The sequence below is a fragment of the Myxococcota bacterium genome (assembly GCA_039030075.1).
Lineage (GTDB): Bacteria > Myxococcota_A > UBA9160 > UBA9160 > SMWR01 > JAHEJV01.
In genome coordinates this window covers 58,445-82,119 of the sequence record JBCCEW010000011.1, presented here as the reverse complement: position 1 = coordinate 82,119, position 23,675 = coordinate 58,445, and the positions used below count along the sequence as shown (strand labels likewise).

The window sequence follows — 23,675 nt, the reverse complement described above, 5'->3', positions numbered from 1 at the left end:
AACCCGCCTTCGGCTCGATCTCTTCGTTGCGAGATCTCGGCGTAGGGGGCACTGCGGCTGCGATCTCGCGCCTCGACCTCGAGCCGCAATCGAGGCCCTGGGAAGGCAGAGCTGGCTGCGCCTCCGTGCCCGGGGCCGGGCGGTCACAAGGCGCTTACACTGGAGCCATGGCCTCTGCCCCGGACGCTTCCTCGCGGTCGGCGCTGATCCCGGCACTCGAGGCCGTGGTCGGGCGCGAGCGCTGCTTGTCCACACCCGAGGAGCTGCTCGTCTACGAGTGCGATGGCCTGACTTCCCACGTCGCGACGCCGACGGCCGTGGTGTTCCCCGAGACCACCGAAGAGGTCCAGGCGCTGGTGCGGGCCTGCCGCACCGCCGGCGTTCCCTTCGTGCCGCGCGGCGCCGGGACGGGGCTGTCGGGTGGGGCCCTCGCCAGCGACGACGCGGTCGTCGTCGAGTGCTCACGCATGCAGGCGATCCGTCACATCGACGTGGAGAATCGGATTGCGGTCGTGGAACCCGGCGTCGTGAATGCCGATCTCTCGGTGGCCGCGAAACCCCATGGGCTCTTCTACGCCCCCGACCCGTCGAGCCAGCTGGCCTGCACCCTGGGCGGCAACGTTGCCGAGAACTCGGGCGGGCCCCACACGCTCAAGTACGGCACCACGACCGATCACGTGCTTGCACTCGAACTCGTGCTGCCGGACGGGGCCTGCATCACACTGGGCGACGCCAGCGGGCTCGCGCCGGGCTTCGACTGGGTGGGCGCGGTCGTCGGCAGCGAGGGCACGCTCGGGATCGTGACCGCGATGACCGTGCGGCTCGAGCCGATCCCCGAGCGCGTGGAGACGCTGCTGGCGATCTTCGACGACGTCGTCTCGGCCTGCCGTGCGGTCGGGCGCATCATCGAGTCGGGGCTGGTGCCGGCCGCCCTCGAAATCGTCGACCAGCGCACGATCCGAGCGGTGGAGGATTCGGTCTACGCGGCCGGGTTGCCGCGCGATGCCGGCGCGATCCTGATCGTCGAACTCGATGGGCCCGACGTTGCGCTGGACGCCCAGATCGCCGAGGTGCAGACCCACTGCCGCGCCGACGGCGCCGAACGCGTCGAGGTCGCGCGCGACGAGACCGAACGCACCCAGTTCTGGCGCGCCCGGAAGGGTGCCTTCGGCGCGATGGGCCGGCTCGCCCCCGACCTCTACGTGCACGACGCCGTGGTTCCACGCACCGCGCTGCCCGAGGTGCTCGCGAAGGTCTGCGAGATCGGCGATCGCTACGGCCTGACGCTCTCGAACGTGTTTCACGCCGGCGACGGCAATCTCCACCCGAACATCTCCTTCGATCGCCGCGACCCCGACGAGATGGCACGCGTGATCGCGGCCGGCGAAGCGATCCTGCGCACCTGCGTCGAGGCCGGCGGCGTCATCACGGGCGAACACGGCGTGGGCAGCGAGAAGAGCGACTACATCTCGCTCGTCTTCGGCGAGGCCGACCTCGATGCCATGCAGAAGCTGCGCTCCGTGTTCGATCCCGAGCGTGTCTGCAACCCCGGCAAGATCTTCCCCACGACGCGCTTCTGCGCCGAGTCGAACCCGAAGGCCCGAGGCTATGACCGTGTCCCCTTCGGCTGAGCGCGCTTCGGTTTCCCGGCTCGCCGATCGCGCGGGAGCTCGCTGGCAGGAACACGCTCCCGTGTCGTTCGGGGAGACTTCGGTCGCGGCGACCTGGACACCGTCCGACGCCGATGAGGTCGCCCACGCGCTGGCGGCGTCCGCCGAGCTCGGCGCCGCCGTGCTGCCGCGGGGAGCTGGTACTCAGGCCGACTGCGGGAACCTGCCAGAGCGGGCGGATTGTTTTCTGTCGAGTGCCGCGCTCGAGACGATCGACGCGCTGGACGCGAGCGAGGGGGTCTGTCACGCGGGAGCAGGGACGCCGCTGGCCCGGTTGCAGGCGGCCGCGGTCGAAGCCGGCTGGGAGCTTCCGCTGGAGGACGCTGGCCGCGGCTCGAGTCTCGGCGGCGTGCTGGCCACCGCGCGGCTGACGCCGCGCGCTCAGGGCTTCGGCCGGGTGCGCAACGTGGTGCTCGGGCTCGAGATCGCCCACGCGAACGGCACCGTGACCCGCTGCGGCGGCCGCGTCGTGAAGAACGTGACGGGCTACGACCTTGCGAAGCTCTACCTCGGGTCTCTCGGGAGCCTGGGGGTTCTGTGCGGGGCCTGGCTGCGGCTGCGTCCAAAGCCGCAGCGCGTGGTCCGGCTCGAGTCCGACCCGGGAACCGAGACGGCGTCGCGCGCGGTGGACTGGGCGCGGCGGGCCTCGGTCCGCGCTTGTGCCGTTCGTGAGGGAGCGACGAAAGCGGGTGCGGCGATCGAGCTCGCGGGGGACGCGGCGAGCGTGGCAGCCGATCGCGACGCGCTCATCGCGGAGGGTCTCCAGGAAGCCGAAGACGTCGACCTCTTCGCGCATCCCGCGGCGGACGGTCACCTGGAGTTCCAGCTCTCGTTCTTGCCGACGCGCTGGCCGGCGCTGGCCGCGCACTTGCGCGACCTGAGCGTGGGCTACTGCGCCTGGCCCGGACTCGGGGTGCTGTCCGTGCAGTTCGACGCCGATGCCGAGCGCGCCTTTGCGCTCGCCGGGGAAGCCGCTGCCATCGCCGAGGGGCGTTGGCGTTGCGAGACGCCGTCGTTGGCGGGGGAGCGTGACGTCTTCGGAGCGACCGACGCCGAGTCGGCGCTCGGGCGCGCGTTGAAGGCCCAGTTCGATCCCGCGGGCGTGCTCAACCCGGGTCGCATGGCGGGACGCCTGTGAGCGCGTCCGAGGAAGCGCCGGTCTGTCCCCCGATCCGTCGCGGTTGGGACGACATCTACGAGGGGGCCCTCGACTGCGTGCACTGCGGGCTGTGCCTCACGAGCTGTCCGACCTATCGCGCGACCGGGCGCGAGTCGTCGTCGCCTCGGGGCCGGATCTATTTGATGCGCGGGATCGCCGAGCAGCGGGTTCCCCTCGGCGAACTCGCCCGGGACGAGGCGCACCTCTGCCTCGGCTGTCGTGCCTGCGAGACCGCTTGTCCATCCGGTGTGCAGTACGGCGCGATGCTCGAGCGCACGCGCGAAGAGGTGCGGCTCGCCGGCCTGCGCGAGGACTGGCCGGCCCGGATCGAGCGTTTCCTGCTGCGCCACCTCGTCCCGCATCGGGCGCGCCTGGGGCTGGCATTCGACCTGCTCGCCTTCGCCCAGCGGCTCGGCCTCGATCGCGCGGTGGGCGCGATGCTGCCCCCGCGGCTGCGAGAGGCCCAGGCGCTGTTGCCGCGGGTGCCTTCTCGCGCCGAGCGACGCACACCGCCGACGCGGATTCCCGCCCAGGGCCAGCAGCGTGGCAGGGTGGGCTTCTTGCGCGGCTGCGTGATGTCCGAGGCGTTCGCGGACATCAACGCTGCGACCCTTCGCGTGCTGGCGCGCAACGGCCTCGAGGTGGTGGTACCCGACGACCAGGGTTGCTGCGGCGCGCTGCAGGCACACGCAGGCGATCGCGACACCGCCGTCGCACTCGCCCGAGTGAACCTCGGGGCCTTCGCCGAGGTGGACACGGTCGTGACCAACTCGGCCGGCTGCGGTGCGGCCTTGTGCGATGCCGGTCACTGGATGCCTGGCGAAGGGGAACCGCTGGCGAAGAAGTCGCGCGACGTCTGCGCGGTGCTCGACGAGGTGGGGCTGCGCCCGCCGGACCGACGCATCGAGGCGCGGGTCTGCTACGACGATCCTTGTCACCTCGTGCACGGCCAGCGCGTCGCGGACGCTCCCAGGCGGCTGTTGGCGCAGATTCCCGGCCTCCGTTTGACGGAACACGCCGAGCCCACCGCGTGCTGTGGTGCCGCCGGGACCTACAACCTCACCCAGCCCGAGATGTCCCAGGCCGTGCTCGCGCGCAAGATGGACGCCCTGGCTGCGGCGGACCCCGACCTGATCGTGACCGGGAACCCGGGCTGCCTGATGCAGCTGCGCGCTGGGGCGACGGCGCGCGGTCTGCGCGCCGAAGTGTTGCACCCGGTGGAGCTCCTGGACCGCGCCTACTCCCGGTAGAGCACCGCGTCGGGCGTTTCGCGCGGCGGACGCAGGCGCGGGAACGCGCCGAGGGTGAGGTCGGCGAGCGACCCCTGGAGCACGAGCTCGACGGGCAGGATCGACTCGCGACTGCGCACCATCCCGTAGCGCTCGCGCATGCCGCGATAGTCGAAGCGCGCCTCGCTGCCCGGCTTCGCGTCGTCTCGTTCGTCGAGCCCGAGCCGCGCGCGCTCGAACCAGACGTCGCGCTGCGGGTTCGCTTCGAGCGCATCGTCGGTGTCGAGCAGTGAGTTGCGGAAGCTGGTCTCTTCGAGGCGCGCGACCAGCCGACCCAGGTGCTCTTTCGAAAGGCGTGCGTTCAGGGTCTCGGGTTCGGCGTCCTCGTCCTCCCCCGCCGCGACCACGTGGACGAGGAGGTCGCGGCCGCCGACGAAGACCACGCCCTGCGTGTGGAGCTCGCCGTTGTCGAGGCGTTCGTCGAGCAGCGCGGGGGCGAGATCGAGCCCGCGCGGGCCCGTGACGCCCGGGTTCTCGAGCAGGAACCCGCGCGAGAGCCGAATCTCGGGGCCGCCGCGCTCGAGGGCGAGCTCGCGGGCCAGGCGCCCGGCCTCGGCGCCGGCGCGGCTCTCCGGGTAGCTGCGCGCGACGGTGGTCAGCAGGGTGCCGCGCAGGTCGCGCCGCTGCTCGGCGCGTGCCACGCCCAGGGCCTGCTCGGCGGCCTGGTCGCGCAGCGCGTCGAGCTCGGCTTCGTCGAAGTCCGGCTGGGCTTCGGCGAGACGCAGGGCGCCGATCGCGTTCCCCCGGCGGCTCTCGAAGTCGAGGAGCCAGGCGCGAATCCGCCGCGCCTCCGCATCGTCGCGCGCTGTCTCGAGGGCGCGTCGCGCGTGGACCGCCATCCGACGCTCCCCCCGCGTCGGGTCGCGCCACGGGAGCCCCACGAGTCGGAAGGGCAGCAGGCTCGCCCCCTGGACGCGCGACGGGAGGTCGAGCAGGTACTCGAGGGCGCCGAGGGGCGCGTCGCTGGGGCCGCTGGCGAGCGGGCCGAGCAGCACGTACGTCGCCGTCCGCCGGCGTTCCAGCGTGCGTTCTGCTTCGAAGGCACCGCGCGCGTTGCGCACGGGGTCCTGGAGGAGCGCCGTCGCATGACGCGCCATCACCGACGTGTCGTCCGTCGCCAGCGCGGTGAGCTGCTCCCAGCTCTCCGATGCGTCCCGGTCGCGGGTGGTCGCCCGGAACGACACGACGTCGGCGAGCGCCGGGATCTCGGCCGCTTCGGGTGTCTTCGCACCGAGCGCAGCGAGCACCGCCTCGCGTTCGCCCGCGACGAAGGGCGGCTCGCGTGCGGCGTCGGCGGCTTCGAAGGTGAGGGCGTGGGCGCGTTCGCGATCCTGACGATCGATGGCGGCGTCGGCCCGGTCGAGGGCGTCGCGGACTTCCTCGCTGGCCTGGTGTCGCTGGGCGCGCAACGCGTAGAGGCGGGCGGCGCGTGGGCGCCCGTCATCGTGGGCGTCGTCTGCGAGCCCGAGCGCGCGATCGTGTTGGGTCTCGTGCCAGGCCTGCTGGTAGTCGGCGATCTCGGCGTCCAGATCGGCGGCCTCGGCCGCATCCGGGTAGCGGCGTCGGAACTCCTTCCAGTGGGCGAGGGCCTGGCGGCGCCGCAGCGGCAGCGGATCTTCCCGGGCGACATCGATCGCCACCCGCGCGAGCGCCCGGCCGAGGCTGTAGGGCAGCAGGGTCGCGTTGGAGATCGAGCGACCCACCGGGGCCGAGACCGCATTGAAGACACGCGCCACATCGACGAAGCGCGCGTCGCGGAGTCGCGCCTCGGCCAGCAGCAGCGGGTCGTCGGCCAGCGTGCGCTCGAGCCGTTCTCGCGTGGCCGCGTCGACGTCGGGGCGTTCGAGCAGGCGGGCGGTTGCGTCCCGGCCCGCTCTCCCCGGGAAGAGCACGGCGTTCGCGGTTTCCTCGGCCAGCGCGCCCAGGCCTGTCGTGTCGTGCTCGCTCGCGCCGAGCGTCGAGGTGTTCTCGAAGCGCCCGAGGGCCGCGGCGGTCTGGGCGGGATCTCCCGTGAGCGCCGCGGCCGCGAGATCGGCGGCGGCGTGGTCGATGGCATCGGGGACGACCGGCGCGAAGCGCGGCGTCCCGCCGATCGGGGCACCGCTGGGAAGGGCGGCGGGCGACTGGCAGGCGAGCGCACCCACGGCGGCGAAGACGAGGCACCCGACCCTCACGGCGCGAACCGATCCCGATCGACGGAGAGGGAGAACGCGAGGAAGGCTTCGAGGCGCCGCCTGGCTTCGATGCGCTCCGGGGTGCCATCGCGCGCGGCGACCATCTCGTAGATCCGTGCACCCGATTCGACCAGATCGCGGAAGTCTCCCGGATCGAAGCGCAGCCCTTCGGGCGGGTGGGCCTCGACGTACTCGACGGCGAGGTCGGCGTAGAGGTCGGCCAGCGCCAGGAGATGTCGCGCGGCGAACTTGCTCTCCTGGTGCCGCAGGGCCACGCGTTCGAGCTCCCCGGCCGCGCGCACGCCACCGTCGGGGATCCAATCGCGCAGGCGTCGGAAGTGACGCGCACGCGTCAGGTCGAGGCGTTCGATCTCCTCGCGGATCACGTGTCGATGGTGGGTGTCTCCGGCGTCGGCGAGCAGCTGTTCCAAGGCTTCCGCGCGGGTCTCGAATGCGTCGAGGGCCGCTTCCACGCTGGGGAGCGTGACGACGCCGGCGCTCGCCGGAGTCGCGAGGAAGTCGGGGGCGGTGGCGGCGGCATGGAGGTCGTCGCAGAGGGCCGCGCTGCGCTGCGCCTCTGCGGAAAGCGTCGGCTCGAGTTCGGCGGCCCTTCGGTACGCGATCGCGGCCAGGTCGAATGCGCGCAGCCGTTCGAGGGAGCGCGCTTTCGCGAAGGCGATCGCGCCGTCGAAGTGGCCGGCGCGCAGTGCGCTCTCGTGCAGGCGCTCGAGGTTCTCGAGTCGCAAGAGTGTGCTGCGGTAGACGTTGCGCTCGGTGAAGTCGCGCGCCGGCGGAAACCGATAGGTGTCGTCCGGGACGTGGCGCTCCAGCACTGCGATGATCTCGAGCACGCTGGCGGCGGGCCGATAGCGCGGGTCGATCTCGGGCGATCCCGCGCAGGCCAGCGCGAGCCAGGCCACGCCAGCGAGAACGATTCGCCCGAGGGGCGCGGGAGCCTTCATGCGCGCCGAGTCTACCGAAGCGGCGGGGTGGGCCCGATCAGCGCCGGCGTGGGGACGCCAGCGCGTTGAGCATCTTCTCGGTGGCGATCACGGCCGCGTGGAGCTGGTCCGAGTCGACGCCCAGGGTCGAGAACGAGTCGACCTCCGGGTCGTCGGGTCGCCAGGTGATGAGCGTCTCGACCAGTGCGGTGGTGCGGCCTCCGGGGGGGATGCGCACCCGGAAGTCGGCGAGTCGCGCCACCTCGATCTCGAGCTTCTTCGCGGCCTTGCGCAGTGCCGACATCAGGGCGTCGTAGCCGCCGTCGCCACCCGCCTTCGCCTTCGCCGTGCGGCGCTTGTAGGCGAGCGTCACCTCCGCGTGCGGGGCTCCCTCGGTCGACACTTCGACCCGGTAGTCCTTGACGCGAATACGCTGGTGCTCGGGCGTCTTCAGCACGTCGGCGATGATGTAGGGCAGGTCCTCGGCGACCACCGTGTGCTTCTTGTCACCGAGGTCGATGATCCGTTGCAACACGAGTTCGCGATCATCGCTCGGGAGCACGATGCCGAGGTTCTTGAGGTTGTGGTCGAGGGAGGCCTTCCCCGAGAGCTTGCCGAGCGCATAGCGGCGGCGTTCGCCGAAGCGGTCGGGCGCGAGCTCGCTCGCGTAGAGATCGCCCTTCGCGTCGCCGTCGGCATGGATGCCGGCGGTCTGGGTGAAGACGTCCTTGCCGACGACCGGCGCGTTGGAGGCGACGTCCTTGCCGCTGAAGGTCGCCACCAGTCGCGAGATCGAGGAGAGCCGCTTCTCGACGACGCCGGTCTTCCAGTCCGTGTGGTCGTGGAGCGTCGCGACCACTTCGGCGAGACGCGTGTTGCCGGCGCGCTCTCCCATGCCGTTCACGCTGGTGTGAACGCCGCGCGCGCCCGAGCGCACCGCGGCCAGGCAGTTGGCGTTCGCCAGGCCGTAGTCGTTGTGGGCGTGGAACTCGAAGAGGGTGTCGGGCCAGGTGGCGGTCATCAGACCGACGTAGCGCTGGACGTCTTCGGGGGAGAGAACGCCGAGGGTGTCGGCGAGGTAGACGCGCTCGACGCCACTCTCGCGCAGGCATTGCACCATCGAGAACACGTAGTCGAAGGAATCCCGAACCCCGCTCGACCAGTCTTCGAGGTACGCGTTCGCGAGGATGCGTTTCCGCTTCGCGTTCTTCGCGGTCGTGGCCACGCGATGGCGGTGTTCTTCGGGGTCGAGGCCGAGCTGCCCGCGGCAGTGCTCCTCGGAACCCTTCACCAGGAGATTCATGACCCGACCACCGGTCGCGGCGATCCAGTCGACCGAGGCCCGCCCGTCGCAGTAGCCGAGGATCTCGACGCGCGGCAGCAACCGCTTCTTGCGCGCCCAGTCGGTGATCAGCCGCGCTGCCTCGCGCTCCCCCTTCGAGACGCGGGTCGAGGCGATCTCGATCCGGTCGACTTTCACCTCGGTCAGGAGGATGCGCGCCAGCTGGAGCTTCTCGGCGGGCGTGTAGGCGACGTCGGGCGTCTGCTCGCCATCGCGCAGGGTGGTGTCCATGATCTGGACGCGGTTGGGGTCGAGGCGCGGCACAGGTGGGATCTCCGGGCCGGAAGTGTGACGGTGCGCGACCCCCTGTCAATTCCGACCCGGGAACGCGACCTCCCTATACTGCGCGCCATGACCGAAGCGAAGGAAGGCCTGCCGCAGACCGCGGCCGATGGGGGCGGCCAGCGCTTCGAGGTGCCGCGTGAGGACGCGGGACGGCGGCTCGATGCCTGGCTGGCCGAGCGCCTCTCGCTCTCGCGAGCCGCCGTGCGACGGCTACTGGCCCGCGGTGCGGTCCGGATCGGTGGCACCCCCCAGACCGGGAGCGCCAAAGGGCTGGCGCTGCGCGCGGGCGAGCAGGTCGAGGTGGACGACGCCCCCCGGCCCGAAGACGAGCGAGCCGCGCCAGAACCGGGCGCCCCGCTCACGGTGCTCGCCGAGGGTCCGGGCTGGCTCGCGGTCGACAAGCCCGCCGGCGTTCCCGTTCATCCCTTGTCGCCGGAAGAGGGCGGCTGCGTCCTCAACGCGGTCGCGGCGCGTCACCCCGAGATCCACGGGGTGGGTGAGGGCGCCTTGCGCAGCGGTGTGGTGCACCGGCTCGACGTCGACACCTCGGGCGCACTGCTGCTCGCCACCGAGGAAACCCGTTGGCAGGTGCTGCGTCAGGCGTTTCGGGAGCACCGCGTCGAGAAGCGCTACCGGGCGATCGTCCGCGGGCCCCTCGCGACGGACGGTGAGCGCCGGCTTCCCCTGGTCGTGGCGCGACACCAGCCGGCGTTCGTGCGGGTCGCCCGTCCGAAGGAGCAGGAGAACGCCCGCGAGACGACCACCCGCTGGCGCGTGCTCGAACGCTTCGCCGAGGCCAGCCTGCTCGAGGTGGAGACGACCAGCGGGTTCCTGCACCAGGTGCGCGCGGTCCTCGCCCACGAGGGGCACCCGCTCGCCGGCGACCGAACCTACGCCGAGACGCGCGAGGCGCCGGACCCGACGACGGCCACCCGCCACTTGCTGCACGCGGCGTCGCTGTGCGTCGATGACGTAGCGGCGGAGAGCCCGGATCCGCCGGACTTTGCGGTGGTGCTCGCCGACCTGCGCGCCCGCGGCTAGGCGACGCGGCGCGCCAGCGTCAGCCCGTCGCTGACCGAGACCATCACGTTCTCGACGCGGTCGTCGGCGGCGACGTGGGCGTTGAAGCGGCGCAACGCTTCGGTATCCGCGTCGGTGACGGTCGGATCGATCACCTTCCCGGACCAGAGCACGTTGTCGACCACGATCAGCCCGCCGGGTCGCAAGCGCGGGAGGATCTCTTCGTAGTAGTCGTGGTAGCCGGTCTTGTCGGCGTCGATGAAGGCGAAGTCGAGATGGGGCTCGCGCGGCAAGCTGCGCAGGGTTTCGATGGCCGGTGCGATCCGCAGCTCGATGCGGTCTGCGACGCCCGCCTGCTTCCAGTGTCGCTGGCCGATCGCCGTCCACTCCTCACTGGTGTCGCAGCAGAGCAGCGTGCCGTCGGCGGGGAGCGCGCGCGCCACGTAGAGGGCGGACAACCCCGTGAAGGTGCCGACCTCGACGCAGCGCTTCGCGCCGAGGAGCTTCACCAGCATGGCGAGGAAGGGGCCCTGCTCCGGGGCGATCTGCATGATGCGCACGCCGCCCAGCGCTTCGGTTTCGGCGATCAACGCGTCGACCACCGGATCGTTCCCCGGCAGCTGATCGACGACGTAGGCCTGGAGCTCCGGCGAGAGTCCGAGGGTCTTCTCGTTCATGGGAAGCGCGGCTCAGCGTCGCCCGGCGGCGCGCATCTGGAGCTGCATGGCGATGGCCTTCTCCTCCTCGGCCTCGGGAATCAGCCCGTTGCGCATATAGAGAATGGAGAGGTTCGTGTGGCCGAGCGCGTCGTCGGGTTCGAGTTCGATCACGCGGCGCCCGGCTGCGATCGCTTGATCCAGCTGGCCGAGTTGGCGATAGGCGAGGGAGAGCCCGTTCCACGCGATCGCGAGCTCGGGGTCGAGCGCGAGGGCCTTCTCGTAGAGCGCGATGGCTTCCTCGTGTCGGTCGTTGGCGAAATGGTCGAAGCCCTCGCGGTAGAGCGCCTTCGCCTCGGGGTTCACGGGACGCGGTGCGTCGGTCGCCTGGGCCGGTGCCGGGGCGGCCGCTTCGCGCGGGGGGCGTCCCAGGCTCTTCTCGGCGCGCGCGAGAAACACCTCCATCTCCCGGCGCGTCTGGAGGTCGCCCTTCCGCGATGCCAGCTCGAGGGCGCCGTCGAGGACGCGGGCTGCCGCTTCCGCGTCGCCGAGTTCGAGGTGGGCCCGCCCCAGATCGCGGTGGGCGGCGGTGTACTCGGGATCGTGGACCAGCGCCTCCCGGAACGCGTCCCGGGCGTCGTCCCAGCGCCGCAGATCGATGAGGGCGCGGCCCAGCGTGAACCAGGTGGTGGCGTCGGCGGGCTCGCGTTCGAGCAGGGCCCGCAGGCGTCGCGCGCGGTCTTCGAGCTCCTCGGTGGTTGCCTTCGCCATCGCGCCGACCCTACCGAATCGCCGGCCCCCTGACCGGGATCGCCCCTCCGGAGGCGGCGCTCGGGGCAGGGACTGGACGGCTTCGGCGCTGCGCGTAAGCCTCTCGCGGCGCCCGCCCTTCCCCATGAACGCGTGATGACGAACGCCCCGCCTTCGACTCTTCGCCGTCGCTTCTTCTCCCGCCTGGTCTTCCACCTCGCGGCCCTGCTCGGGGCTGGCCAGGCCGCGCTCGCCCACTGGGTCCACGCCGTCGCGTGGAGCCGGCCACCGCTCTCCGGCTGGGTGTGGGTCGGCACGGCGGTGGGGCTCGGCCTCGCCAACGCGTGGATCGTGCCCTGGTTGAACCAGGCACGGCGTCGCCAGGACCGCGCCGGTCGGCTGGCCCGCTTCTACATGGAGTTCGGGGTCGCGTCGATGTTCGTGGCGCTCGCGGTCGCGGGCAGCTGGCTCGTCTACGGCACGGCGTCGCTCGTGGCCGCTCCCTTCGGTGTCAGCAGCGAGGCCATCTGGCCCGCGTTTCGCTGGCTCTCGACGGCGGGCGTGTTCGCGGTCGCCGGGTATCTCCTCTACGGGTTCACCTGGGGACAGCGCCGCGTCGACGTGAGCGAGACGCGCTTCACCCTGCGCGAACTCCATCCCCAGCTCGCGGGCCTGCGTCTGGCCCAGATCAGCGACCTCCACATCGGGAATGGCCTGGAAGGTCGCCGTCTCGAACGCATGGTCGAACGGGTGAACGCGACCGAAGCCGACCTCGTCGTGATGACCGGCGACATCTTCGACTTCGATCCGCGTTTCGTCGAAGACGGGGCGCGGCGTCTGGGCGGGCTGCGCGCGCGCTACGGGGTCTACGCGATCCTCGGCAACCACGATCGCTACGTCGGCTCCGAGCTGGTGGCGAACGCACTCGCGACCCACGCGCCGGAGATTCGACTCTTGCGGGACGAATGGGTGCGGGTGCCGACCGAGCGCCCATTCTACCTCGGCGGCATCGAGGACCGCGGCGAGTACTGGTTCGGCACCGAGCTGCGCTACGACGCCGTCGCGAACCTCGCGGCGTCGCGTCCCGACGACGGCGCGCACGTCCTGCTGGTGCATCAGCCCGAGCTGTTCTCGCAGGCGGCGGACCACGGATTCCCGCTGGTGCTCGCCGGGCACACCCACGGTGGGCAGATCGCACTCCCCGTTGCGGGTGGGCGCGTCAATCTCGCCCGGGTGATGTCGCCGCTGACGCGGGGTCGCTACGAGGTGGCGGACTCGACGCTCTACGTGAACCGCGGTCTCGGCGTCGGCGGCCCGGCCGTGCGCATCCACTGCGATCGCGAGATCGCCGTGCACCGGCTCGAGCCCGCCTAGGGCGGGCGGCGTGGCGATGTTGGCTCTCGCGAAAACACGGCTTGACCCGGAGTTGGCTACGTGAAACGGTCCACTCAGGGTGCGCGCGCTGGGAACACCAGCCACCCCATCCCAACCGCCCTCGCTTGGGTCAGAAGAAGATGCGACTCCGCCACCGATCCTGGATCGTGGCCTGCTTCGCCGCGGCCCTCGCGTGCCTTTGCGCACCCCAGGCGCAAGCACGGACGCTGCTATTCGAGGCGACAGGAGACGAGTCCGGCATCACCGTGCCGGGCGCTTGCTGTTTTTCGATCGATGGCACGACCTTCGATGGGGGGCCGGGCGTCTTCGCCCCGATGGATCTCGCGCTGACGGCGTCGGGCACCCACGCCTACCAGATCCAGGGCACGGACAGCGCCCTCGCGGTGACCTTCGACCCTCCGGTCGATTCCGTCCAGTTCTTCTTCGCGCACACCCTGGGCGCCGGGACCGCGGTGATCGTCGGACCCGAGGGCCAGAGCGAGACCCTCTTCAGCCAACCCGCCACGACGCCGGGCGATCCCGCGAGCTTCGTACGTTCGAACCTCGGGGCGCCGATTCACGAGATCCAGTTCTTTGCGCTGGGGACCGTTGCGATCGACGACTTCCGCTTCGAACGAACGCCGGCGCCGATCCCGTTCGGCAGCAAGTGGAGTCGCGCACTGCTGGGCGGGAGCTTGTTGGTCGTGACTGCGATCGTGCAGCGCTGGCGATGGTTTCGCGCGCGGGCACGGGCTGGATTGGGCTAGAGCCGCTTCTCGAGGACGTCGATCAGTCGGAAGCGCCGGAAGCCGGTCTTCTCGTAGGCGCGCATCGCACTGCGGTTCGCCGGGGAGAGCATCAACAGCCCCGCGCGTGCGCCGTCGGCGAAGCGATTCGCCAACGCGTGCGACACGAGCTGGGTCCCCAGCCCCCGTCCGCGTCGCTCGGGGTCGACGCCGACGAACGCCACCCACGGGCGCTCGGGCCAGTGGGTCTCGAGTTCGACGAAGGCGATCAGCTGCTCGCCGTCCCAGGCCATCCAATGGAGATGTCGCCCGTCTTCGAGAACGCTGCGCATCTGATCGGGTGTGCGCGGTTCGAAGTCGCAGGCGTTGTAGAGGTCACAGAGCGGGCCCGCATGCTCGGTCGTCGCGGGTTCGACCTGCAGAGACGCTTCGGGGAGTGACTCGGGCGCACGATCGCAGCGCATCAGGAAGGCCTGCCGCACCGGCCGGAAGCCGTGGCTGGAGAGCAGCGAGTAGCCGCCGCGGTTGCGCGTGCCGATCCCGGCCGTCACGAAGTCGATGCCGAGGGAATCGGTCGCCGCGTTCTGTGCGGCGCGGAGCAGCTCGCCGCCCACACCGCGCCCACGTTCTCCACGTCGCACGATCGGGCAGATCATGCCCGCGCTGGTGTCGCCGGGCCGGCGCAGGAAACCCACCAACCCGACGAGATCGCCGTTGCCGTCCGGGTCCGCCACCCACAGATGTTCTTCTGGGGCGATCCCGAAACGCCGGAACTCGGCGTCGAGCTCCTCGGAGGTCTCCCAGAGCGGGTTCAGCACGAAGTCGTTCTCGCCGCGGGCGCAGGCAACGGCGAGCTCGGCCACGGCTTTCGCGTCGTCGGGGCGATAGGCACGGATCGACATCGCTGCGAGTATGCAGCGCCGCTTCCGTCCCTGCCTACTCTCTTGACGTCCCGGCGGCCCGGCCTCCGACCCTTCGTCGGATGGATTGCACGACGCGGCCGAGATCGAAGCCGCGCTCGGGCGGGATCTGGAAGTAGTGGTCGCCGTCGTCCTTCACCAGGAAGCGCACCTTCTGGCCGGCCAGCACCTGGTCCGCGGGCCCTTCCGCGGTGGCCCGGTCGAGGGTCGCGAAGACGCGTCGCCCGTCGATTTCGAGGAGTGCGACGTGGATCGGCTCTCCACCGCCCGAGGTGACGTGGATGGTGGTCGCAGCCACGACGCGCGCGGCCGATCCGTGGAGCCCCTGGGCCTGTTCGCGGACGAGGCGGTGCTCGTGAGAAGAGAACTCGCGGCGCGGCGCGGGCACGACGTCGCGGTGGCGCCGGCTGTCGCTGCGCTCGAGCAGCGTCACGTAGTTGTTGTTGCCGGGGCCGCCGATCGAGTGGGAGATCCCGAAGCGGGCGTCGGGCACCTGGGCCTTCGGGTTCGGGAAACGACCCATGATCTGCAGGTAGTTCTCACAGATCTGGAACAGGCCCGTGCCACCTACGGGATGGCCGCGCGCCTTGAGCCCTCCCGAGAGATTCGTGGGGATGGCGCCGCGCGGTCCGGTGATCGGGTTGGTGTACGGGTCCTGGGCAGGGCCGCTGGTCTTGCCGACCAGGGCCTCGAGGACCTTCGGCGGATCGAAGAGCCCGAGGTCGACGAGCCCGATCGGCAAGAGACTGTTGAACGCGTCGTGCACCTCGACCACCAGACCCTCGATCTCGCGCGGGTTCGCCACACCGGCGCGCCAGTAGGCGAGCTGGGCCGCGCGGCGCGTGGCTTCGAGCCCGGTCAGCACCGTGCGGTCGAGGATCGAGCTGGTCTCGGTGGCCGAGCCGAGGCCGGCGACGCGCACTGACTGAGGGCGCGAGGTGAGGATCAACGCAGCGGCTCCGTCGCAGATCGGCGAGCAATCCTTGCGGCGCAGGGGTGTCGCGACGGGCAGGTTGCGGCCCTCGTCGTGGTACGCCGCCAGCGGTTCGGGTTTGTCGAAGAAGGCGGCCAGCGGGTTCTGGGATCCGAGGGCGTGGGCCCGATGCATCAGCCGCGAGAGGGCTTCGACCGCGGCGGCGTCGCCGATGCGTCGTTCTTGAAGCCAGGCCTGGGTGATCAGCGCGATCAGGGCGGGCATCGTGAAGCCGAAGCGGCGCTCCTCGGGATCGACCGTCTTCGACATGATCGTCGTGGCCACCTCGGTGGTGACGGTCTTCATCCGCTCGCCACCGAGCACGAGCACGCTCTCGAACGCGCCCGATGCCACCTTGTAGTAGGCCTCGTGCAGGGCTGCGGCGCCGGTGGACGACGCCGTCTCGCTGCGCACCGCGGGAATGCCCGTGAGCCCGAGCCGATCCGCCACCTTGGTGGCGATGTTGGCGCGGTTCTCGAACTCCTCGCTGTCCATGATGCCGACCTGGACCGCATCGAAACTGCGCACCGAGGAATCCTCGAGGGCGCGTGCGAACGCATCGGCGAACAGGTCGAAGATCGAGGCGAAGATGCGACCGGTGAGGTCGACCTTCGTGAGGCCCACCGCCGCGACGTAGACCTCTTTGGCCATCGGCGCCAAGGATAACCTACGCTCGACCTGCGCCGATTCGCGGTTTCCTGAGCGCGTTTCGCTCCCTGCGGATTCGGTGACGCGGCCTCGGTCCACGAGGCCCTGCATGGAGAAGAGGGGGGCGGAATGAAGGTACTTCGCGTTCTCGGCGTGTTGTTCGTCGTGTTGCTGCTGCTGGTGTGGCTGTCGCCGAGCGGCTTCGAGATCGAAGACGACAGCGTGCTGGTGCTGGATGTTTCGGGCACCTACGTCGAAAGCACGGACCCACCGCTGCTGGCGCGCCTCGCCGGCGACGCGTCCGTCCCGTTCGCGACGCTGCTGTCGAACCTGAACAAGGCCGAGCGCGACGCACGACTCGCCGCCGTGGTGCTGCGGATTCGCAGCGTCGGCATCGGGTGGGCGAAGGCCCAGGAGCTGCGCGCCGCGATCGAGCGCGTCAGCGCCGCCGGTCGCCGCACGGTCGCCTACCTCGAACTCGAGGCGTTCAGCGGTAATCTCGAGCTCTACATCGCCAGCGCTGCCGACGAAGTGGTGGCTTCCCCGGCGTCGACGGCCCCGCTGATCGGGCTGGCCGGCGAGTACCTGTTCCTGGGCGGCTTCTTCGAAGAACTCGGTGTGGACTTCGACGTCGCCCGGATCGGTCGCTACAAGACGGCGGCCGACACGCTGAGCGGAAAATCGATGAGCGACGCCCACCGGGAGATGGCGGACGCGTTGCTCGACTCGATCGATGCCCAGTTCGTCGCCGGCATCGCCGAGGGACGCTCGCTCACCCCGGCCCAGGTGCGCGCCGCGATCGACGCGGCCCCCTTCGACGCCGCGAGCCTCGAAGCGCTGGGCATCATCGATCGGACGAGCCACTTCGACGGGCTCTGGGACGACCTGGGTGACCCGACCCGCGTCGACGCCGATGTCTACGCCGCAGTCGATCCCGCGAGTGTCGGGTTCGTGCCGCAGGCGACGTTCGCGCTGGTCTACGGGACGGGCAACGTCGTGACGGGCGATGGCCGCACGACGTCCACGGGCGAGATCGTGCTGGCCTCGGACACGGTTTCGCGGGCCCTGATCGATGCGGCAGAAGACCCGGAGATCTCGGCGATCCTCTTCCGCATCGACAGCCCCGGCGGCTCGGCGCTGGCGTCCGACGTCATCTGGCGCGCGACCCAGCGGGTGCGCGAATCCGGGAAGCCGCTGATCGCGACTTTCTCCGACGTCGCGGCGTCGGGCGGCTACTACGTCGCCGCCGGCGCCGACGCGATCGTCGCCTCGCCGGGCAGCATCACCGGGTCGATCGGGGTGTTCGTGCTGCGACCGGTGCTCGCCCGCACCTTCGAGAAGCTCCAGATCGGCGTCGAGTCGTTGACCCGCGGCACCCACGCCGGCATCCAGGTCAGCTCGCAGCCGCTCTCGCCCGAGACCCGAGCGCGCCTGCGCGAGGAAGTGGAATCGATCTACGGGCTGTTCCTGTCGCGCGTCGCCGACGGGCGTCCCCTCGACGAGAATCAGGTCGACGCGGTGGCGCAAGGACGCGTATGGACGGGGGCGCAGGCCGCCGAGGCCGGGCTCGTCGACGAACTGGGAGGAATGAGGGAAGCGTTGCTGCTGGCGAAGGAGAAGGCCGGACTCCCCGCCGACGCCGATGTCGCGCTGGTGCCCTATCCGCCGCCCCAGCCCTTCGCCGAGCAGCTCGGCGAGGTGCTGCGTCAGGTGAGCGTTTCCGCCGTCGGAGACACGCCCTGGAGCCGCTGGCAGCGACGGCTGCAGCCTTGGATCGACGCAGCCAACGAGGGGCGCGCGGTCGCGCTGCTTCCCTTCTGGTTCGAGGTGCGCTGAGCGTCGGCGCGGCCTCGGTCGAGCTACCGTTGGCGCAGGCGTTGGAGGATTCGATGCATCTCGAGAAGCAGTTCGACGTGAAGCGCTCGCGCCAGGAAGCGGCGGACATCATCCGCCAGAACGAAACCCTGGTCGGACTCTTTCCCGACAGCGATACCGAGATCGTGGCGGACGAGGGGCAGCGCAAGACCACCCGTACCCGCTACACCGCGCTCGGTCGCGAGGGCACGGCCACCTTCCACTTCGACTTCGCCCCCGACGGCGACATCGCCTTCGAGAAGGTCTGCGACGGCAACGTCTGGAAGCGGCTGTCCGGGAAGCTGTCGCTGCGGGAACGGGGCGACAGCACGCGCGTGCGACTGCAGATGGAAGGCAAGACGAAGGGGCTGGTGCCCGAGTTCACCATCAAGGGCGCCATGCGCGACCAGCTCGACGAGATGGCGAAGGCGCTGCAGCAGCAGCTGGAGCGCTCGTGAAAGTCGAGACCTCCGATGGCCACGCGGTCTACGCCGAGGTGCACGGCGAGGGCCTGCCCGTGGTGCTGAGCTGCGCGCTCTCGACCACCCACGAGAACTGGCGTCCCCAGGTCGAGCCCTTCGTGGCGGCCGGGGCGCGCGTCGTGCTCTGGGACTACCGCGGACACGGTCTCTCCGACGCGCCGGAGGATCCCGACGCCTATCACCTGGACGCGGTCCTCGACGATCTCGGCCGCGTCCTCGACGCCACCGTCGGCGACACACCGGCCGTGCTCGGTGGGCTCTCGTTCGGCGGATTGGCTTCGCTGCACCTGGCGCTGCGGAACCCGGAGCGTGTCCGCGGCCTGTTGCTGGTCGACACGGGGCCGGGCTTCAAGAATCCCGAGGCCCAGGCGCGCTGGGAGAAGATGGTCGAGCGGACGGCTTCCTTCGTCGAGACCCGCGGCATGGAGGCCTTCGTCTCTGGCAAAGCGGCGTCGACGATGGTCGGCCTGCGCCCCGACAGCGACGTCGCTCGCGCCGCGGCCGCGGCGATCGCGGCCCAGCAGCCCCACGGCATCGCGAACTTCGCCCGGCGCGTGGCGGGGCCGGCGAGCCAGGTCATGGACCGGCTGGGCGAACTGACGATGCCGGCGCTGGTGATCATCGGCGAGAAGGACGACGCCTACCTGCGGGCCGCGGAAGTGCTCGAGACGCGCCTGCCGGCCGCACAACGCGTGATGATGGCCGGCGCCGGGCACATCACGAATCTCGACGATCCCGCCGCCTTCAATGAGAACGTGATCGCATTTCTGGAGCGGCTCCAGGCCTGAGCCCTGCCCGCCTGGATCCCCTGCGGGGAGTTTCCGATCTCGGAAAGACCGCAACCCGGAGGGCCGAAACGGGTTCGATGGAGGCAGTGGAGGCGCGCGCCCGGCATCCCGACGAAGACGTCCAGCTGATGCTGGCGTTCGCCGCGGGCGATGAGTCCGCCTTCGAAACGCTCTTCGAGCGCTGGTCACGGCCCCTCTTGCGCTACCTCGAGCGCCTGGTGACCGACGCAGCCAGCGCCGAGGAGCTCCTCCAGGAGTCCTTCTTGCGCGTATACCGCGCCCGCGAGCGCTACCGACCCGACGCCCGCTTCTCGACCTGGCTCTACCGCATCGCCACGAACCTGGCCTGGAACGAGCTGCGCCGCCCGCGCCGTCGCGATCCTCACGACAGCACGGATGCGCCCGAGGCTCCCGAGCTGGGGTCGGCGCTGCCGGCCGTCGACGAGGTCGTCGATGCGCGACGCCTTTCGGAGAGTGTCGATGCTGCCCTGCGGAAGCTGCCCGAGCGACAGCGCTCGGCGCTCTGGCTGGCCTCGGTCGAGGGCCTGTCCTACGCGGAGGTGGCAGAGGCGCTCGATACCTCGGAGAAGGCCGTGAAAGCGTTGGTGCATCGAGCCCGGACCGCACTCGCCGCGAAGCTGCCCCGAGTCGGAGAGACGCAACCGCCGGTCCCGGAGGCGAGCTCATGAGCGAACGGCACGTCCACGAAGAGCTCTCGGCGTGGCTCGACGGAGAGTTGGCTGCGGCCCGATCCGCCGAGGTCGAAGCGCACCTGGAATCCTGCGCCGAGTGCGCCGCCGCGCTCGATGCCCTCGAGAACGTCGACCACGCGCTGGGCACGCTGCCCCTGCCCGATGTGGAGGCGACCCGCTGGGACCGTCTGCAGGAACGCATCGCCGCCGAGCGAGACGCCGTCGCGACGGCTCCAGCGCCGTCGCGGGCACGCGGCGCCGCGCCGCGCCGCCGTCGACCCGAACGCTGGCTCGCGGCGAGTGCCGCGGCCGCGGCTTTGCTGGCGCTCTACCTCGCCTTCGGTCGCGACCCGGGTTCCACACCCACGCCGCCGCCGATCGCGCGCGACGAGTCGCCGGTGGTGCCGACCCCGGAAGCGCCCGCGCCGAAGCCGCCGGTCGAAGTGGCACGGGAGCCCGCGCCTCCGCCCGAAGCCTCGGACGTCGAAGGATCGGAACCGAGCCTTCCCGAGCCGCGGTTGGTCCCGCCGGTTCCGGATCCGAGGCCGGCGACTGACGCCACCTCCCTCGCCCGCGCGGAGTCCGCGCCCTCGAGCGCCCCGGCGGAGCCTTCGGACGAGGAGCTCGCTTTGGCGATCGAGCTCGAGACCGTCCGCGATCTCGAAGTGATCGCGAACCTCGAACTGCTCGAAGCCTGGCTCTCCCTCGAGGAGGAACGCAGCGGATGACGCGCCGTCGTTTCTTCGTCGCGTTTCTGCTCGCCGTCTGGTGGGTCGGGCTCGTACCGTCGAGCGCTGCGTGGGCCGAGGACGAACGCCCTCGCGCGACCGAGCTGCGCGAGCGCTGGCGCAACGCGACACCGGCGGAGCGCCGCGAGCTCCGGCAACGACTGCGCCAGCGCTGGCAGCAGGCCGGGCCCGACGAGCGCCGGAAGATGCGCGAGCGCTATCGGGCCTTCCTGGGCGAGCTGCCTGCGGACGAACGCGAACGCGTCCAGCGCCGCATGCGTCACCGCTTCTGGAATCTCTCCCAGGAAGACCGCCGCGCGCTCGCCCGCGATCTCGGTGGACTCGATCCCGCCGAACGGCGGGCGCTGCAGCAGCGGATGCGCGCGCTGCCCGAAGAGGAACGACGCGCCCTGCGCGAGCGTGTGATGCGCTACCGGTCGCTGCCGGTCGAGGAACAGCAGGCCCTGCGCGAGCGGCTCGAGACCTTGCGCAGCCTCGACGGAACCGAGCGCGCGCGTATCCGCCGGAACGCCGAGCGCTTCCGCGACCTCCCGCCCGACGAACAGAAGCGGCTGCGACAGGCCTGGGAACGCCTGCGCGAGATGTCCCCCGACGAGCGGGACGCCCTGCTCGAGCGCCTCGACGCCGCGCCCTGAGCCACGCGGGAGCACCCCCGGCGCTGGCGGGGATCGCAAGCCGCTACCTTCCCGCTGCGCCCGGTCCACACCGTGGAGGAGGCAGGGATGGGCAAGGTCTTCGACGGCATCGACGCTCGCAACGCGGGTTTCATCCGCAAGCAGCACGTCTTCTTCGTGGCGACGGCGCCGCGGGCCGACGAGGGTCTCGTCAATCTCTCGCCGAAGGGCCTGGAAGGGCTCGCCATCCTCGACGAGCACACGGTGGCCTACCTCGACCTGATGGGCAGCGGCATCGAAACCGTGGCCCACGTCCGGGAGAACGGTCGCATCGTGCTGATGTTCTGCGCGTTCGAAGGCCCGCCGCGGATCCTGCGTCTGCACGGTCGCGGAGAGGTGATCGAGCCGGGCGACGCCGATTGGGACGCGCTCTACGCCCACTTCGGCGACTACCGGAACGCGCGCACGATCCTCCGGGTGAAGGTCGATCGCGTGTCCGATTCGTGTGGGTACGGCGTCCCCGAGTACAGCTACGTCGGGGATCGACGCCAGCTTCACCTGTGGACCGACCGCCACGACGACGCGACGCTCGAGAAGTACGCGCGCGAGTTCAACGCCAAGAGCCTGGACGGTCTGCCGGGCCTGCGAGGAGGAAGCTGATGGCCGGGGGAACCGAGTTCTTCGAGCTCGAGACGACGGCGCCGCAGCAGTCCTTCGACATCACCGAGCGCGTCCAGAAGATCGTGGCCCAGAGCGGTCTCCAGCATGGGCAGTGTCAGGTCATGGTCCTGCACTCGACCTGCGCCGTCGTCGTCAACGAGACCGCCGACCCGAACATCGGGCAGGACGTGATCGACGGCTTCGAGGCGATCTTCCCGACGCAGAACGACTGGCTGCACGACCGCAAGGACGACAACGCCCACGCCCACGTGAAGGCCTCGGCGCTCGGCCCCTCGGAGGTGATCCCGATCCACGAGGGCGCCCTGTTGCTCGGCACCTGGCAGGCGATCTGGCTCTTCGAGTTCGACGGTCCGCGCCGGCGGCGCGTGGCGGTGCACCTACTCGGCTGAGCCCCTGCTCGTCGCCTGCTTCATCAGCGCTCGCTGGCCCCCGCGGAAGTGGTGTGCTTCGAAACCTACGCGACGCATGCGTTCGGCCAGCTGGGCCGAGAGCAGACCGTACTCGCAGGAGAGCACGTAGCGGCGCGCACGATCGAAGCTCGGATACGCGGACAGCGCCTGCTCGAAATCGAGGTGCAGGGCGTCCGGGTGGTGGCCGTTCCGATACTGGGCCACCGGCCGCAGGTCGAGGAGCAGCGCGTCCTCGGGCACGCGTTCCACCGAGAACGACGGGGCGTTCTCGAGATCCGGATCGATGCGATGCAGCTCGACGACCATGCGCTCGTCGAGGGCGCGGGCCAACAGGCCGGGCGGCAGCTGTGACTCTTCCGCTTCGACGCGGGAGAGGCTCGCCCGGGTGGCGGGCTTCGTCGGGACGAGGGCGCAGTACTCACGCACGCGCTTCGAGAGTTCGTACGTCCCGATCGCCGTCGCCAGCGCGGTGATCTCCTGCTTGTCGAAGCTCACCAGCGGTCGCAGCACGGTCATCTCCGCCGCGCGCGAGACCACGTCGAGGTTGGCGAGGGTCTGGGAGGACACCTGCCCGACGGCGTCCCCGGTAACGATCGCCTGGGCCCGGTTGGAGAGGGCGATGGCCTCGGCGGTTCGCAGCATCAGGCGCTTCAGCACGAGCTGCCAATAGCGGGTGGCCGTGTGTTCCTGGATCGCGGCGGTGATCGCCTCGAAGTCGACGACGTGGAGCTTCGGCCGGCAGCCGTAGGACCAGCGCGCGGCCAGCGACTTCGCCACGGGCAGCACCTCCTGCAGATGCTGGGCGCCGCCGAGGTTGCAGAACACGTAGTCGCACTCGACCCCGCGCTTCTGGATCTGCCAGGCCGCGACGGCGGAGTCGAAGCCGCCCGAGAGCAGCGCGACGGCGCGTCCTTCGACGCCGACGGGCAGGCCCCCCGGCCCCTTCGCGCCCTCGTGGAAGAAGGCGGTGGCGTCCTCGAGCAGCTCGATGCCGAGCACCACCTCGGGCTGGCGCAGGTCGACGCCCGCCGAGAGCGGGAGGAGCAGGGCGCCCAGGGCGTGCTCGACGTCGCGGCTGCGGATCTCGGCTCGGCCTCGGCGCCCGACGTGGCGGGCACGCACGGCGAAGCGGCGACCCCGCACAGCGTCGCGGAAGAGCGCCGCCCCGGTCTGGACCACGCCGTCGAGGTCGGTGATCGGATGCCGCTCGACCAGCGACAGGGAGGAGACCCCGAAGACGTGGGTCAACGGATGGTCGTCGAGCTCGATCGCGTCCGGGAGCGCGATGTAGAGACGGTCGTGGGAGACCTCGACGCGCTGGTGCATTCCCGCGTAGCCCAGGGCGTCGCGCAGGTTCTGGATCAACCGCTTGCGAAACCGCATGCGGGTAGCGCGGGCCTTGATGCCGATCTCGCCGGAGAGGCGCAGCAGCGCGAGCCGAGTGTTCTGCTCGCCCAT

The 23,675-nt window shown here is 70.8% G+C and carries 22 protein-coding genes; 14 read left to right on the top strand and 8 right to left on the bottom strand.

Annotation, left to right across the window (positions count from 1 at the left end):
• The first annotated feature begins 167 nt into the window (after window positions 1-167).
• Genes AAF430_13575 through AAF430_13565 form a run of 3 tightly spaced genes read left to right on the top strand, consistent with a single transcriptional unit; the run spans window position 168 to window position 4,079 of the window.
• Window positions 168-1,631, top strand: coding sequence for an FAD-linked oxidase C-terminal domain-containing protein (locus AAF430_13575; protein MEM7411261.1), 1,464 nt, complete (start codon window positions 168-170; stop codon window positions 1,629-1,631).
• Complete coding sequence (locus tag AAF430_13570; GenBank protein MEM7411260.1) at window positions 1,615-2,808, top strand: FAD-binding oxidoreductase; 1,194 nt, start codon at window positions 1,615-1,617, stop codon at window positions 2,806-2,808. The genes AAF430_13575 and AAF430_13570 overlap by 17 nt, the downstream gene beginning before the upstream one ends.
• Window positions 2,805-4,079 carry a heterodisulfide reductase-related iron-sulfur binding cluster gene (locus AAF430_13565; GenBank protein ID MEM7411259.1) on the top strand — a complete coding sequence of 425 codons (1,275 nt, stop codon included), beginning with the start codon at window positions 2,805-2,807 and terminating at the stop codon, window positions 4,077-4,079. Before AAF430_13570 ends, AAF430_13565 begins: the two co-directional genes overlap by 4 nt.
• On the opposite strand, the gene AAF430_13560 is transcribed toward AAF430_13565, so the two are convergent.
• From AAF430_13560 to AAF430_13550, 3 genes are read right to left on the bottom strand one after another with little or no spacing between them, the layout of a single operon-like run.
• Window positions 4,067-6,292 (bottom strand): hypothetical protein, encoded by a 2,226-nt coding sequence (locus AAF430_13560; GenBank protein MEM7411258.1) that lies wholly within the window; start codon window positions 6,290-6,292, stop codon window positions 4,067-4,069. The genes AAF430_13565 and AAF430_13560 overlap by 13 nt on opposite strands.
• Window positions 6,289-7,254 carry a hypothetical protein gene (locus AAF430_13555; GenBank protein MEM7411257.1) on the bottom strand — a complete coding sequence of 322 codons (966 nt, stop codon included), beginning with the start codon at window positions 7,252-7,254 and terminating at the stop codon, window positions 6,289-6,291. Before AAF430_13555 ends, AAF430_13560 begins: the two co-directional genes overlap by 4 nt.
• Before the next feature lie 37 nt (window positions 7,255-7,291).
• Window positions 7,292-8,839 (bottom strand): alpha-isopropylmalate synthase regulatory domain-containing protein, encoded by a 1,548-nt coding sequence (locus tag AAF430_13550; protein MEM7411256.1) that lies wholly within the window; start codon window positions 8,837-8,839, stop codon window positions 7,292-7,294.
• A gap of 87 nt (window positions 8,840-8,926) precedes the next feature.
• Between AAF430_13550 and AAF430_13545 the strand changes: the two genes are divergently transcribed.
• Window positions 8,927-9,901: an RluA family pseudouridine synthase gene (locus AAF430_13545; GenBank protein MEM7411255.1), complete on the top strand. Its 975-nt coding sequence runs from the start codon at window positions 8,927-8,929 to the stop codon at window positions 9,899-9,901.
• Here the strand turns inward: AAF430_13545 and AAF430_13540 are convergent.
• Together AAF430_13540 and AAF430_13535 are read right to left on the bottom strand one after the other, a co-directional pair.
• Window positions 9,898-10,557, bottom strand: a complete 660-nt coding sequence (locus AAF430_13540; GenBank protein ID MEM7411254.1) for an O-methyltransferase — start codon at window positions 10,555-10,557, stop codon at window positions 9,898-9,900. The genes AAF430_13545 and AAF430_13540 overlap by 4 nt on opposite strands.
• A 12-nt stretch (window positions 10,558-10,569) precedes the next feature.
• The gene (locus AAF430_13535) at window positions 10,570-11,307 is read right to left on the bottom strand and encodes a tetratricopeptide repeat protein (GenBank protein MEM7411253.1); all 738 of its coding nucleotides are present in this window, start codon (window positions 11,305-11,307) and stop codon (window positions 10,570-10,572) included.
• A gap of 135 nt (window positions 11,308-11,442) precedes the next feature.
• Between AAF430_13535 and AAF430_13530 the strand changes: the two genes are divergently transcribed.
• Together AAF430_13530 and AAF430_13525 are read left to right on the top strand one after the other, a co-directional pair.
• Complete coding sequence (locus AAF430_13530; protein MEM7411252.1) at window positions 11,443-12,660, top strand: metallophosphoesterase; 1,218 nt, start codon at window positions 11,443-11,445, stop codon at window positions 12,658-12,660.
• Window positions 12,661-12,800: 140 nt separating this feature from the next.
• Window positions 12,801-13,427 (top strand): hypothetical protein, encoded by a 627-nt coding sequence (locus AAF430_13525; GenBank protein ID MEM7411251.1) that lies wholly within the window; start codon window positions 12,801-12,803, stop codon window positions 13,425-13,427.
• Here the strand turns inward: AAF430_13525 and AAF430_13520 are convergent.
• A complete protein-coding gene (locus AAF430_13520; GenBank protein MEM7411250.1) occupies window positions 13,424-14,308 on the bottom strand; it encodes a GNAT family N-acetyltransferase in 885 nt (294 codons plus the stop codon). The two genes, AAF430_13525 and AAF430_13520, sit on opposite strands and share 4 nt — an antisense overlap.
• 34 nt (window positions 14,309-14,342) lie before the next feature.
• Window positions 14,343-15,950, bottom strand: coding sequence for a beta-ketoacyl synthase N-terminal-like domain-containing protein (locus AAF430_13515; protein MEM7411249.1), 1,608 nt, complete (start codon window positions 15,948-15,950; stop codon window positions 14,343-14,345).
• Between the two features lie 126 nt (window positions 15,951-16,076).
• On the opposite strand from AAF430_13515, the gene AAF430_13510 reads away from it, so the two are divergent.
• From AAF430_13510 to AAF430_13475, 8 genes are all read left to right on the top strand, one after another.
• On the top strand, window positions 16,077-17,783 hold the full coding sequence (locus tag AAF430_13510; GenBank protein ID MEM7411248.1) for a S49 family peptidase: 1,707 nt from the start codon (window positions 16,077-16,079) through the stop codon (window positions 17,781-17,783).
• Window positions 17,784-17,836: 53 nt separating this feature from the next.
• Window positions 17,837-18,259, top strand: coding sequence for a hypothetical protein (locus AAF430_13505; protein ID MEM7411247.1), 423 nt, complete (start codon window positions 17,837-17,839; stop codon window positions 18,257-18,259).
• Window positions 18,256-19,071, top strand: a complete 816-nt coding sequence (locus AAF430_13500; protein ID MEM7411246.1) for an alpha/beta hydrolase — start codon at window positions 18,256-18,258, stop codon at window positions 19,069-19,071. Before AAF430_13505 ends, AAF430_13500 begins: the two co-directional genes overlap by 4 nt.
• Window positions 19,072-19,148: 77 nt before the next feature.
• Window positions 19,149-19,760: a sigma-70 family RNA polymerase sigma factor gene (locus AAF430_13495; protein ID MEM7411245.1), complete on the top strand. Its 612-nt coding sequence runs from the start codon at window positions 19,149-19,151 to the stop codon at window positions 19,758-19,760.
• Window positions 19,757-20,491, top strand: a complete 735-nt coding sequence (locus AAF430_13490; GenBank protein ID MEM7411244.1) for a zf-HC2 domain-containing protein — start codon at window positions 19,757-19,759, stop codon at window positions 20,489-20,491. The genes AAF430_13495 and AAF430_13490 overlap by 4 nt, the downstream gene beginning before the upstream one ends.
• Window positions 20,488-21,147: a DUF3106 domain-containing protein gene (locus AAF430_13485; protein ID MEM7411243.1), complete on the top strand. Its 660-nt coding sequence runs from the start codon at window positions 20,488-20,490 to the stop codon at window positions 21,145-21,147. The genes AAF430_13490 and AAF430_13485 overlap by 4 nt, the downstream gene beginning before the upstream one ends.
• Window positions 21,148-21,234: 87 nt before the next feature.
• Window positions 21,235-21,786, top strand: coding sequence for a pyridoxamine 5'-phosphate oxidase family protein (locus AAF430_13480; protein MEM7411242.1), 552 nt, complete (start codon window positions 21,235-21,237; stop codon window positions 21,784-21,786).
• A complete protein-coding gene (locus AAF430_13475; protein MEM7411241.1) occupies window positions 21,786-22,196 on the top strand; it encodes a secondary thiamine-phosphate synthase enzyme YjbQ in 411 nt (136 codons plus the stop codon). Before AAF430_13480 ends, AAF430_13475 begins: the two co-directional genes overlap by 1 nt.
• Here AAF430_13475 and thiI read toward each other — a convergent pair.
• Entirely contained in the window at window positions 22,185-23,675 is a 1,491-nt protein-coding gene (gene thiI, locus AAF430_13470; GenBank protein MEM7411240.1) for a tRNA uracil 4-sulfurtransferase ThiI, read from the bottom strand. The genes AAF430_13475 and thiI overlap by 12 nt on opposite strands.